Annotated in this window: 11 protein-coding genes; 8 read left to right on the top strand and 3 right to left on the bottom strand. The window is 60.3% G+C overall.

Annotated elements, in window-relative coordinates; translation table 11 throughout:
* Position 1: 1 nt before the first annotated feature.
* The 8 genes from AD669_RS15135 to AD669_RS15100 all read left to right on the top strand — a co-directional run bounded on the left by AD669_RS15135 (position 2) and on the right by AD669_RS15100 (position 6,880).
* Positions 2 to 1,324 carry an MFS transporter gene (locus AD669_RS15135; protein ID WP_053121164.1) on the top strand — a complete coding sequence of 441 codons (1,323 nt, stop codon included), beginning with the start codon at positions 2 to 4 and terminating at the stop codon, positions 1,322 to 1,324.
* A 152-nt stretch (positions 1,325 to 1,476) separates the two neighbouring features.
* A complete protein-coding gene (gene araD1, locus AD669_RS15130) occupies positions 1,477 to 2,469 on the top strand; it encodes an AraD1 family protein (protein WP_053121162.1) in 993 nt (330 codons plus the stop codon).
* A gap of 9 nt (positions 2,470 to 2,478) precedes the next feature.
* Positions 2,479 to 4,059 (top strand): aldehyde dehydrogenase (NADP(+)), encoded by a 1,581-nt coding sequence (locus tag AD669_RS15125; protein ID WP_053121160.1) that lies wholly within the window; start codon positions 2,479 to 2,481, stop codon positions 4,057 to 4,059.
* Between the two features lie 154 nt (positions 4,060 to 4,213).
* On the top strand, positions 4,214 to 4,525 hold the full coding sequence (locus AD669_RS15120) for a DUF5629 family protein (RefSeq protein WP_053121158.1): 312 nt from the start codon (positions 4,214 to 4,216) through the stop codon (positions 4,523 to 4,525).
* On the top strand, positions 4,512 to 5,687 hold the full coding sequence (locus AD669_RS15115; RefSeq protein ID WP_053121156.1) for a lactonase family protein: 1,176 nt from the start codon (positions 4,512 to 4,514) through the stop codon (positions 5,685 to 5,687). The genes AD669_RS15120 and AD669_RS15115 overlap by 14 nt, the downstream gene beginning before the upstream one ends.
* A 156-nt stretch (positions 5,688 to 5,843) precedes the next feature.
* A complete protein-coding gene (locus AD669_RS15110; RefSeq protein ID WP_007917967.1) occupies positions 5,844 to 6,023 on the top strand; it encodes a hypothetical protein in 180 nt (59 codons plus the stop codon).
* 390 nt (positions 6,024 to 6,413) lie between these two features.
* Positions 6,414 to 6,626 carry a hypothetical protein gene (locus tag AD669_RS15105; RefSeq protein ID WP_053121154.1) on the top strand — a complete coding sequence of 71 codons (213 nt, stop codon included), beginning with the start codon at positions 6,414 to 6,416 and terminating at the stop codon, positions 6,624 to 6,626.
* Positions 6,623 to 6,880 carry a hypothetical protein gene (locus tag AD669_RS15100; protein ID WP_053121152.1) on the top strand — a complete coding sequence of 86 codons (258 nt, stop codon included), beginning with the start codon at positions 6,623 to 6,625 and terminating at the stop codon, positions 6,878 to 6,880. Before AD669_RS15105 ends, AD669_RS15100 begins: the two co-directional genes overlap by 4 nt.
* A gap of 239 nt (positions 6,881 to 7,119) precedes the next feature.
* On the opposite strand, the gene AD669_RS15095 is transcribed toward AD669_RS15100, so the two are convergent.
* From AD669_RS15095 to AD669_RS15085, 3 genes are read right to left on the bottom strand one after another with little or no spacing between them, the layout of a single operon-like run.
* The gene (locus tag AD669_RS15095) at positions 7,120 to 7,704 is read right to left on the bottom strand and encodes a glutathione S-transferase (protein ID WP_053121149.1); all 585 of its coding nucleotides are present in this window, start codon (positions 7,702 to 7,704) and stop codon (positions 7,120 to 7,122) included.
* Entirely contained in the window at positions 7,701 to 11,342 is a 3,642-nt protein-coding gene (locus AD669_RS15090; RefSeq protein WP_053121147.1) for an AAA family ATPase, read from the bottom strand. The genes AD669_RS15095 and AD669_RS15090 overlap by 4 nt, the downstream gene beginning before the upstream one ends.
* Positions 11,339 to 12,583 (bottom strand): exonuclease SbcCD subunit D C-terminal domain-containing protein, encoded by a 1,245-nt coding sequence (locus AD669_RS15085; protein WP_053121145.1) that lies wholly within the window; start codon positions 12,581 to 12,583, stop codon positions 11,339 to 11,341. Before AD669_RS15085 ends, AD669_RS15090 begins: the two co-directional genes overlap by 4 nt.
* Between the last annotated feature and the right edge of the window lie 190 nt (positions 12,584 to 12,773).

Here is a 12,773-nt window from a genome sequence, read left to right as displayed (position 1 = left end):
CATGAGCCAGGAACTGCGGCTAATCCGGCGCATAACGCTGAAACTGATTCCCTTCCTGATCCTGCTGTACCTGATCGCCTATGTGGATCGCTCCGCCGTCGGCTTCGCCAAGCTGCACATGGGCGCCGACATTGGCATCGGCGATGCGGCTTACGGCCTCGGCGCCGGGCTGTTCTTCATTGGCTACTTCCTTCTCGAAATCCCCAGCAACCTGATGCTTGAACGCTTCGGCGCACGCCGCTGGTTCGCGCGAATCATGATCACCTGGGGCGCGATCACCATCGGCATGGCCTTCGTCCAGGGCCCACACAGTTTCTACGTGATGCGCTTTCTGCTCGGCGCGGCCGAGGCGGGCTTCTTCCCGGGCGTTCTCTACTACATCACCCAATGGTTCCCGGTGCGCCATCGCGGCAAGATCCTCGGGCTGTTCATCCTTTCGCAACCGATCGCAATGATGATCACCGGCCCGGTGTCCGGCGGTTTGCTCGGCATGGACGGCGTGTTGGGCCTGCACGGCTGGCAGTGGCTGTTCATCGTCATCGGCACGCCGGCGATCTTGTTGACCTGGCCGGTGTTGCGCTGGTTGCCGGATGGCCCGCAACAAGTGAAGTGGATGGATCAGGCAGAAAAAGACTGGCTGACCGGTGAACTGAAAAAGGATCTGCAGGAGTACGGCCAGACCCGCCACGGCAATCCGCTGCATGCACTGAAAGACAAGCGCGTGTTGCTGCTGGCGCTGTTTTACCTGCCGGTAACGTTGAGCATTTATGGCTTGGGTCTGTGGTTGCCGACGTTGATCAAACAGTTTGGCGGCAGCGATCTGGTGACGGGGTTTGTGTCGTCGGTGCCGTACATCTTCGGGATCATCGGTTTGCTGATCGTGCCGCGCAGTTCTGACCGTTTGAATGATCGCTACGGGCATCTCGCCGTGCTTTATGTGCTGGGTGCGATTGGCCTGTTCCTCAGCGCGTGGCTGACCTTGCCGGTGGCGCAACTGGCGGCGCTGTGTCTGGTGGCGTTTGCGCTGTTTTCCTGCACGGCGGTGTTCTGGACATTGCCGGGGCGGTTCTTTGCCGGCGCGAGTGCGGCGGCGGGGATTGCGTTGATCAATTCGGTGGGGAATCTCGGCGGGTACATCGGGCCGTTTGTGATTGGGGCGTTGAAGGAATACACCGGCAACCTCGGTTCCGGCCTGTATTTCCTCTCGGGGGTGATGGTGTTTGGCTTGATCCTGACGGGCGTTGTCTATCGCGTACTGGAACGCAAACACGTCCTGCCGGTTGACCAGTTCGCCGCCAGCGCACGAGGCGCTACCCGTACCTGATTTTTGGGAACTACGTAAATCCCTTGTGGGAGCGAGCTTGCTCGCGAAGAGGCCATCACATTCAACATTGTGGGTGACTGACACACCGCTTTCGCGAGCAAGCTCGCTCCCACAGGGGAACGGCGGTGTTTTTGAGGGAATAGGAGAAGAACATGCATCTGGTTCAATTCGAATTAAGCAACCGCGAACGCCGTGTCGGCGTGGTCGACAACGGTGTGGTGCGCGAAGTACAGGACGCCCGCAGCGTGCGCGATCTGGCGCTCGCCGCCATCGAGGCCGGCAACACCCTCGAGCAACAAGTGCAAACCCTCGGCCTCGGCATAAGCCACGACTACAGCGAACTGCTGTCGCAACTGCGCATCCTGCCGCCACTTGATCACCCGGATCCAGCGCACATGTTGATCAGCGGCACCGGCCTGACTCACCTCGGCAGCGCCTCGGCCCGCGACAAAATGCACCAGCAGGCCGGCGACGAAGCGACGATGACCGACACCATGCGCATCTTCAAATGGGGCGTGGAGGGCGGCAAACCGGCGGCGGGGCAGGCCGGTGTGCAACCGGAATGGTTCTACAAAGGCGACGGCAGCATCGTCGTGCGTCCGGGCCAACCGTTCCCGGTACCGCCATTTGCCGAAGACGCCGGCGAAGAACCTGAGATGGCCGGGCTGTACATCATCGGCAATGACGGCAAGCCTTATCGCCTCGGTTTCGCGGTCGGTAACGAGTTCTCCGACCACGTCATGGAACGCAAGAATTACCTGTATCTGGCGCACTCGAAACTGCGCAGTTGCAGCTATGGCCCGGAACTTCGCACCGGTGAATTGCCTCAACATCTGGCAGGCACCAGCCGCATCCTGCGCGACGGCGAAGTGCTCTGGCAGAACGAGTTTCTCAGCGGCGAGGCGAACATGTGCCACAGCCTCGCCAACCTCGAATACCACCACTTCAAGTACAGCCAGTTCCTGCGTCCCGGCGACGTGCACATTCATTTCTTCGGCACCGCGACCCTGTCGTTCGCCGATGGGATTCGCACTCTACCGGGTGACGTCTTCGAAATCAGCCAGGCCGAATTCGGCGCACCGCTGGTCAACGGCATCGTCCCGGTACCAGCGGCGTTTGAACCGGACAGCATCGGCACCCTTTAAGGAGATCCCATGACTCAGATTCTCGGTCACAACTACATCGGCGGTCAGCGCAGTGCCGCTGGCGACGTCAAATTGCAATCGGTCGACGCCACCACGGGCGAACAGCTGCCCCACGATTTCATTCAGGCCACGCTGGAAGAAGTCGGCGCTGCGGCCAAGGCTGCCGCTGCCGCCTACCCGGCGTATCGCAGCCTTAGCGCTGAGCGCCGCGCGCAGTTTCTCGATGCGATCGCTGATGAACTGGATGCCCTCGGTGATGATTTCGTCGCCGTGGTCTGCCGCGAAACCGCATTGCCGGCCGGGCGCATTCAGGGTGAGCGCGGACGTACCAGCGGGCAGATGCGCCTGTTCGCCAAAGTGCTGCGCCGTGGCGATTTTTATGGCGCGCGGATCGATTTGCCGCTGCCGGATCGTCAGCCATTGCCACGCCCGGATTTGCGTCAGTACCGCATCGGTCTCGGCCCTGTAGCGGTGTTCGGTGCGAGCAATTTCCCGCTGGCATTTTCTACAGCGGGCGGCGACACCGCATCGGCGCTGGCCGCCGGTTGCCCGGTGGTGTTCAAGGCCCACAGCGGCCATATGGCGACGGCAGAACTGGTTGCTGATGCGCTGATTCGCGCCGCCGAAAAAACCGCGATGCCGGCCGGCGTGTTCAACATGATCTACGGCGGCGGCGTCGGTGAATGGCTGGTCAAGCACCCGGCGATTCAGGCGGTCGGTTTCACCGGTTCGCTCAAGGGTGGTCGTGCACTGTGCGACATGGCGGCGGCGCGCCCGCAACCGATCCCGGTGTTCGCCGAGATGTCGAGCATCAATCCGGTGATCGTTTTGCCGCAGGCATTGGCCGAGCGATCCGAAACCATCGCCCGCGATTTGACCGCTTCGGTGGTGCAAGGCTGCGGCCAGTTCTGCACCAATCCTGGCTTGGTGATCGGCATTCGTTCGCCAGAGTTCAGTGCGTTTGTGCAGCAGGTTTCTGGTTTGATCGGTGATCAACCGGCGCAAACCATGCTCAACGCGGGCACCCTCGGCAGCTACGGCAAAGGCTTGCAGAAGCTGCTGGCGCATCCCGGCATCGAACATCTGGCCGGCAATCCGCAGCAGGGCAATCAGGCGCAGCCGCAGCTGTTCAAGGCTGACGTCAGCCTGTTGATCGAGGGTGATGAAGTCCTGCAGGAAGAAGTGTTTGGCCCGACCACGGTAATTGTTGAAGTGGCGGACAAGGCGCAACTCAGCGCGGCGTTGCAGGGTCTGCACGGTCAACTGACGGCGACGATTATTGGTGAACTGGCGGACTTCGAGCGCTTCGCTGAACTGACGCCGCTGCTGGAGCAGAAGGTCGGGCGGATCTTGCTTAACGGCTATCCCACTGGCGTTGAGGTGTGCGATTCGATGGTGCACGGCGGGCCGTATCCGGCCACCTCCGATGCACGCGGCACCTCCGTCGGTACGCTGGCGATCGACCGCTTCCTGCGCCCGGTGTGCTTCCAGAACTACCCGGACAGCTTGTTGCCCGAGCCACTGAAAAACGCCAACCCGTTGCGCATCCAGCGCCTGGTTGACGGCAAACCAAGCCGCGAAGCCCTCTGACACACCACCCCTGTAGGAGCTGCCGAAGGCTGCGATCTTTTGATCTTGATTTCAAAAAACAACATCAAAAGATCGCAGCCTTCGGCAGCTCCTACAGGGGGAGTGTGCTTCTTGAGCTATCATTGCCGGTTTCCCCCTGAAAGACTTGATTGCCATGACTGCCCAAACCCTTCTCAACGCCCTCGAACACTGCGGCATGGTCGAAATCGACGGCCTGCATGCCTTCGAATTCGCCCTGGACGAAGACGACAATCTGAACATCGAATGCATCGATGGCCGAGCGGCCAAGCATTGGCAATTCACCCCGGCTCAAGTTGCAGCGGCCACGTTCGATGACTCGCTGCAGAGCTGGCTGATCGTCGGCTATTTCAATGAAACCAAAGCGATCGGCGAACACCGCCTGGTGTGCCATGGCGATGTCGTCAGCAGCAGCGATGATGAGGATGACACTGATGAAAATGCGTAAATTCTGGCCGCTGCTGATGGCCGGCAGCGTGGGTGCCATGGGCCTGTCCACGGCATCGGCAGAAAGCTTTCAATTGTTGGTCGGTTCTTACACCGCCGGCACCAGCCAGGGCATCTATCGAATGAATTTCGACAGCGCCACTGGCCAGATCGACGCCAAGCCGCTGCAAGTGGTGAAGAGCGAAAACCCGTCGTGGCTGACCCTGTCCAAAGACCAGCATCGCCTGTTCGTGGTCAATGAAAACGGCCCGGGCCAGAAAGACCCGGTCGGCCGCGTCAGCAGCTATTCGATCGATCCGAAAACCCACGCCCTGACCCTGATCAATCAAGTACAGAGCCTGGGCAACGAGCCGACCCATTCGAGCCTCAGCGGCGACGCCAGCCACCTGTTCGTCAGCAACTATTCGGTGGTGGAGGATCCGGGCGGAACCTTGGCGGTGTTGCCCGTCGGTGCTGACGGCAAGCTGAAACCGGTAGTGCAAATGAGCGCGCACCCGGCGAGCCGGGTCAACCCGGAGCGTCAGGCGTCGAACCACGTGCACTCGACGATTTCCTCGCCGGACGGTCGCTACGTGTTCTCCAATGACTTGGGCGCCGACAAGGTCTTCATCTACCAATTCGACCCGAAAGCCAACCCTGATCTGCCGCTGACCCCGGCGAAAACCGCGTTCGTCGCCATGCCAGCCGGCAGTGGCCCACGTCATTTGCTGTTCAGCGCTGACGGCAAACATGCCTGGCTGACCATGGAAATGAGTGCGCAGGTCGCGGTGTTCGATTACAACGATGGCGTGCTGACGCAAACCCAACTGGTCGATCTGGCCGCCGGTCAACCGACCTCGGACAAGGCCGGCGCGGCGCTGCACACCTCGGCGGACGGCAAGTTCCTCTATGTCAGCAACCGTGGCACCGCGAATCAGATGGTGGTGTTCAGCATCGATCCGGCGACCGCCCAGCTCAAAGAGCTGCAAAAGCGTTCGGTGGAAGGTGATCACCCACGGGAATTCAGCCTCGATCCGAGCGGCAAGTTCCTGCTGATCGCTAACCAGAAGAGCAACCAGATTGTTGTCGTTGAACGCGACAGCAAGACCGGTCTGCTCGGCAAAACCGTGCAGAAACTGCCAATGGACGCCCCGAGCGACCTGAAGTTTATGGTGCGACAATAAGCCACAGGCCCCGGTTTGCGGGGCCTGTCTCTTTGTATCAATCGCGCTGATATTCGGTAATGCTACAAAGCATTTCAAGCGAGTAACCGTCGAGCGTTAAGTTTGCTTCACAGCCCAACCGGGCAAGCAAGCCAACCGAACACGAGGGTTACCGCCATGAACTTCAATCTCTTCTCTGTTATCGCCGCTTCCGCCATCTCCGCCACCGTTGTGCTGCCAGCCAGCGCCAACGTTGAAATCAACAGCAAAAAATCCCACACCCAGAGCTACACCCAAAAATACCTGCAACAGAGCGCCAACTTCTACGCGGCTCTGGATCACAAAGCCCAACACTGAAAGTCTGCACAAAACTCCCCTGTAGGAGCTGCCGAAGGCTGCGATCTTTTGATCTTAAACGTCAAAAGATCGCAGCCTTCGGCAGCACCTACATGTTTGTGCGCGTGTGGTTTGATCGTTCCCACGCTCTGCGTGGGAATGCCTCTAGGGACGCTCTGCGTCCAGTGACGCGGAGCGTCACGGGCTGCATTCCCACGCAGAGCGTGGGAACGATCCGTAAAGACCGTCGCCCCCGTGTGCGTGAAGCACGGTCATAGGTTTTCTCAAACGCGCAAATAGACCGGCTAAATAATCAACGCAGTTGATGTTCACTATGGAAAACCCTGAGTGGTTGCCCGTGCTGTTTTGATCGATTCTGTGGCCATCGAAACATGCCCACGGGAGAACACCATGGCCAGCGCAATCATCACTTCAGCCAAACGCGGCGCCTACCTGGCCATCGGTCTTTACCTGGCCGTTGTACTGGTCGTCAGCATCGCCTCGCAGATGGAACACAGCTTCGACGCACCGATCGACGTCGCCCATCCCGGCATTCAGTTTGAAGTCCGCTCGCAGAGCGTGATGGTCGACCGGGCTGAACTCGCAGGAGTCGGCGGCGCATGAAAGGCTACAGACTTTGGGTCATCGCCAGTCTGGCGGTCATGACTAACGGCGCTTCGCTACTGGGTGTCGGCCAAGGCTCGGTGGGCGGGCTGGCGCGGGCCATAGAGGCCAATCACAGCATTGCGCACAATATCGAACGGGCGAATACGCTGGGGCTGATGGCGGGGAATCCGCCGGTGAAGGTTTCGGCGGATTTCCTTGGGCCTTTCGAAGTGGATTGCATGGCGCTTGGGATGTGCAATGCGCTTGCCTAGACACCGCAATCCATTGTGGTGATGGAATTTATTGTGGCGAGGGGATTTATCCCCGATGGGCTGCGAAGCAGCCCCAAATCATGCAACTCAAATTTGCCTGACACACCGCATAGAATGGTTTCACGACTGCTTCGCAGCCGAACGGGGATAAATCCCCTCGCCACAATAATCCCCTCACCACAGGGTTGATCGTTCCCACGCTCCGCGTGGGAATGATCAATCAGGCAGGAAGTTGAGGGTTACTTCTTCATGATCGAGATGAAGAGGTCGGACGCGAGGAAGTTGTCCAACCAAGCCTGCAGACGCGGATAAGGCGTCTGCGCAAACCACTCGCGATCGACATGCGCGAACTGCCGAACAAACGGCAGCAGGGCGATATCCGCCAGGCTCGGATGATCAGCCAGCAAATAATCGCGATCCTGCAACAACCCCTCCAACCGCTGCAAAAACACCGCGCCCTGAGCCCCATAAACCTCCATCGGCTGCTCCGGATAACGCTCGGCGTACTTGTAGCAATTCAAATCCACCTTGAACCCCTGATCGTTCGCCTCGATCAACTCAGCAATCCGCGAATCGCCATCAAGCAACCAGTTCTGCGGATCATTCTGCGCCAGCGCCCAGCGCATGATTTCCAGGCTCTCATCAATCACCCGACCATCCGCATCCAGCACCGGCACCGTACCCTTCGGCGAGATCGCCAGCATCTCCGCCGGTTTGGCTTTAAGGCTGACCTCGACAATCTCCACCGGCACGCCCGAATAACGCAGGGCCATCCGCGCGCGCATCGCATACGGACAGCGGCGGAAAGAATACAGCGTGTTCATTTCACCTCCAGGGTGCTCAAACCATTGCCCTGACGCTGCACCTGAATCTGCACCGGAATCCGTTCGTGCATTTCCTGTACATGGGAAATCACCGCGACCTTACGGCCCTGCGCCTGCAAACCATCCAGCGCATCCATCGCCAGTTGCAGCGACTCCGGATCGAGGCTGCCAAAACCTTCGTCGATAAACAGCGATTCGATTTTCAGCGTACTCGACGCCATCGACGCCAGACCCAGCGCCAACGCCAGCGATACCAGGAACGTCTCGCCGCCAGACAACGAATGCACCGAGCGCAGTTCATCGCCCATTTCGGTGTCCATCACCAGCAAGCCAAGCATGCTGCCGCCGCGTTTCAGGCGATAGCGTTTGACCAGTTGGCGCAGTTGCACGTTGGCGTGATGCACCAGCAAATCGAGGTTGTAGGCCTGGGCGATCTTGCGGAACGTATCGCCGGTGGCCGAGCCGATCAGCGCACTGAGCCGCGCCCAACGCTGATACTCGGCATAGGCATCAGCAATCTGCTGCGCCAAGGCCTGATTGGCATTCTGCCGGCGCTGATCTTCGACCTGTTCGGCGCGCAGTTCAGCGCATTGCTGCTCGCTGACGTTGAACTGGTTCTGCAAATCCGTCAGGGCCGTGGCGAGTTGCTCGGCATCAAGATTGCCGTTGTGCTGGGCTTGATGCGCGGCTAAGCGCTCGTCACGTTCTTGCAACAGCACTTTGGCTTGCTCGATGGCTTTTTCGTTTTGCTGCAAGCGTTGGCGCAGTTCAGCGAGTTGCGCGTCGTCAACCCGCAACAGATCTTCGAGGCCACCGTCATCCAGCTCCGGATGACGCGCGCGCCAGTCGGCAATCTTGCTGGCCAGATCCTTGTCTTCACTTTCCAGAGCCTGCAAACGTTGTTGCTGCGCTTTGAGTTCGGCGGCGATTTGCACAAGCTGCGTGCGCACACTTTGCAGTTCTTGCGCGGTACTGGTTTCGGCGGCGCGCGCCTGTTCCACAGCGTTTTCCAGTTGCTGCTGCCACTGTTCGGCGCTGCTGTGTTCGCTGAGCAATTGCGCCAGTTTCTGCTGGCACAGTTGCTGTTGCTCGGCCAGCGCATTGAACTGCTGTTCAGCGGTTTGTGCCTGCTGTGCGCGGGTCTGCTGCCGATCCTGTTCTTTCTCCAGCGTCTGCTGCCGTTGCTGCTGTTCGCTCAATTCTTCCTTTTGCTGATCGAGTTGCGTCAGACGTTCGGCGATCTGCCGGTCAAGCTGCATAAACGTCGCCGCCGGCTCCAGGCGCAGGGCTTCAAGGGTCTCGGCCGGCAGCAGAGGGCCGAACGCCGTCAGTTCTTCATCGAGGCGTTGACGGTCGCTGCTCAGTTCGCGCTGTTGATTGCTCAGGTGCTGCGCGGCTTGTTGATGCGCGGCTTCGGCCTGACGCAATTGTTGAGTCAACCGCGCCGCATCCTGTTGCAGGGTGAGCAGGGCGCTCTGGCGCTGTTCGTCCTGAGTGATGCTCTGGTTCAACTGCTCGTTCTGGCGGATGAGCCAGGCGTCGCGTTTGTCGGCGTCCTGATTGAGCAACTGAGCAGACAGCGGGTGCGCATCGAGGCTCGGCGCGAGGGCCTGTTGCTGATTCGCCAGTTGCTCCTGTTGTTGCAGCAGTTCTTTCTGCTGAGCAATGACAGCGCCGACGTCGGCGCGCAGTTCACTGAGCTTTTCCTTGAGCTGATCGACGACTAGCTGAGCGTTAGCCTGTTCGCTTTCATCGTGGCGACCGAGGCTTTGCAGCAGCGCCTCCGGCTGGTGATACGGGTGCTCATTGCTGCCACACACCGGGCACGGTTGATCGTCCTGCAACTGCGCGCGCAACTCTTCGACACTGGCACTGCGCGCCAGACGCTGGCGTTCAAGCAGTTCGCGGGTGACGTTGAGGGTTTGCTCGGCGACGGTCAGCTCGGCTTTGGTTTTGACGCCGTCCTGGGTCAGGCGCTCACGCTCCTGCTGCGCATTGAGCTGGCGTTGTTGCAACTCGGCGCCGCGCTTGTCCAGATCCTGTTGAGTGGCCCACAGGCGCGACAGGTCTTCGAAAGCGCGCAGTTGTTTGCGGTTGTCCTGCAACAGCGTGCCGAGAATGCCGATCTGCTCGGCGACGGCATCCGGTTCGGCGCCGGCCTCTTTGAACAGCACTTCGAGTTGTTGCTTCTGGCTGGCGAACTCTTCAGCGCTGCGCGTGGCGTTTTGTTCGAGGTTGGCCAGTTCGGTTTGACCTTTGTTCAGGCGATTGCCGATCAACATCAACTGCTGCAGGCGATCGCGATAGGCATTCCACGCGTCGCTCAATGGCGCCAGATGAGCGCTTTGTTCCAGCTCAGCGGCGATGCGCTGCAAGCGTTCGGCGACCTGCCCCTGCTTTTCCTGCAAGGCTTGAATAGCGCTCTGGCCGTCGGCGCAGGCTTGTTGCGCAGTGGCTTTGGCCTCAGCGCTCGCGGCCACATCTTTGGCCAGACGGGCGAGGGTGCTTTGCTCTTCGAAGGCCTGACGCAACAGCGGGGCGTTTTCAGATTGGCGTTGCTGCGCCTCGGTCAGCGCGACTTTGGCGGCCTCAAGATTCTGCTCGAGTTGCGTCTGACGTTCAGTCAGTTCGGCGTGCTGGCGGGTGTGCTCGGCAATCTGCGCGGCCAACGGCGTCAACAACGCATCGAGTTCGGTTTTGCGGGCGAACTGGTGCCGTTGCGGGCCGAGTTGTTCCAGACGCGTCAGCTTGATGCGTTCGCCGGCCAGCGCTTCCGATTGTTGCTGGGCGCTGTGCAATTGCTCGCTGGCGGCTTGCTGCGCGTCCTGCAACAGCCGCAAATCCTTGAGCCAACTGTGTTGCTGCTCCAGTTGCTTCAATTGTGCCTGCTGCAACTTCAATTGTTGCTGGGCGGCGTTAAAGCGTTCATCCAGCTCGGCGCGCGCTTCGGGGGCGAGGGGAGTGACGCCAGTGGCCTGATCCTGCAACAGCTTGTGCGCTTCGCGGGCCTCTTTGGTCTTGTCGAATGCACGACGGCCGAGGCGGGTGTACAGCGCGGTGTCGGTGAGTTTTTCCAGCAGTTCGCTGCGGTCGTTGTCGTCCGCTTTGAGGAACGCGCTGAACTCGCTCTGCGCCAGCAGCACGGCGCGGGTGAACTGTTCGAAGTTCAGGCCCAGTGCGGCTTCCAGTTGGGTTTTGTATTCACCTTTCTGGCTGGCGAGCAGTTGATCCTGATCGATGTCGCGCAAGCTCTGACGACTGGCCTGCAACTTGCCGCCAGCCTTCTCGCGGGCGCGGTTGGCTTCCCAGCGCGCCCGATAGCGACGGCCATCAACACCGACGAAATCCACTTCCGCATAACCTTCACCGGTGCCGCGACGCAGCAGTGTGCGCGGGTCACCCGTGGCGATCTCGCCATCAGCATCGGGTACTTTGGCGTCGCGGCCGGTGTTGTTCAGGCGCGGAACAGCGCCGAACAGCGCCAGGCACAAGGCGTCGAGCAGGGTACTTTTACCGGCGCCGGTCGGCCCGGTAATCGCGAACAAACCGGCACTGGCCAGCGGTTCAGCGGTGAAATCAATTTCGAACGGCCCGGCCAGCGAGGCGAGGTTTTTCAAACGAATGGCGAGAATTTTCATGGCTGCTCGCCCTCCAGTTGCACGTCTTGCAGCAGTTCGGCGAAGTCCTTCAGCGTCTGTTCATCGACTTCGCTGCCGTAGTTGTCGAGCCAGGCGCGGCTGAACAATTCCTGCGGGGTGAGTTGATCGAGTTCGATCAGCGCGGTGCCGTCCTCTTCGCCGTCAGCGCCACGCTTGCCAGCGTATTCAGCGGCGATGCGCACCAGGCGCACGGCTTTGCCTTGCAGGGCGTTTTCCACTTGATGGCGCAGATCCGGCTGCGGCTCGTCGAGGGTCACACGCACTTCCAGCCATGGCTGGCGCTGGGTTTCAGCGAGCAGGTCGATGTTCGGCAGGTCGGCCAGTTGCAGCAGAATCTCGGCCAGCGGTGCCGGGCCGATGCGTTGCAGGTTGACCGAGCGCGGGATCAGTTTTGGCTCGACGCTGACCAGGGTTTCGCCATCAAGCGTGACGTCGAGGATCTGGTGCTGATAACCGATCTCCGAGAACGACAACGGGATCGGCGAACCGCTGTAGCGAATGCGCTCTTCGCCGTTGACCTTCTGTGGCTTGTGCAAATGGCCGAGGGCGACGTAACTGATGCTCGGCCCGAACAGACTGGCGGGCAGGGCTTCGGCGTTACCGATGATCAGGCTGCGCTCGGAGTCTTCCGAGACCGAACCACCGGCCATGTGCGCGTGGCTGATGGCGATCAGCGCCTGACCCGGTTGGCGCTTGGCGTTGGCCGCTTCGATCAGCCATTCGTGCACCTGACCGATGCCGCGCAAATAGTTGTCGCCCAGATGCGCACCGGTGACTTCGGCCGGACGCAGGAACGGCAGCGCCAGGCACCACGCAGCGATGTCGCCTTTGGCGTTCGGCAATGGCAGCAGCAGACGTTCGGAATCGAGCTGGCCGTCGTCCAGCCACAGCACGCGACCCAGCGCATGGGTGCGCAAGCGCCGCATCAACGGCGCGGGCAGTTCGATGCGCGAGCCGGAATCGTGGTTGCCGGCGATCATCACGATGGTCAGCAAGGGCTGCTGCTCGTGGGCGTTGACGATGAAATCGTAGAGGCATTCCTGGGCTTTGACCGGCGGATTGACCGTGTCAAAGATGTCACCGGCAATCAGCAGCACATCCGGCTGCGCCAGTTTCAGTTGGCGCAGCAGCCATTCGAGAAAACAGGCGTGCTCGAAATCGCGCTCCTGACCATGCAGGTTTTGCCCAAGGTGCCAGTCGGAGGTGTGAAACAGACGCAAGGCGGACTCCGCAACAAAAAGAGGTGATGGCCGCGCGGGAATGAAGAGGCGGCGAAAGAGGCGGAGAGTTTACAGTTTATTGCCCCGCGCAGTCTGCGCATGGATCCCCTTACCCCATTGGATCAAAAGATCGCAGCCTGCGGCAGCTCCTACATTTGGGAATGCAGTCCCCTGTAGGAGCTGCCGCAGG

The sequence above is a fragment of the Pseudomonas sp. P1.31 genome, from assembly GCF_001269815.1.
Lineage (GTDB): Bacteria > Pseudomonadota > Gammaproteobacteria > Pseudomonadales > Pseudomonadaceae > Aquipseudomonas > Aquipseudomonas rustica.
Note: the sequence above shows the minus strand (reverse complement) of the source record. Positions and strands in the feature narration are given on the sequence as shown.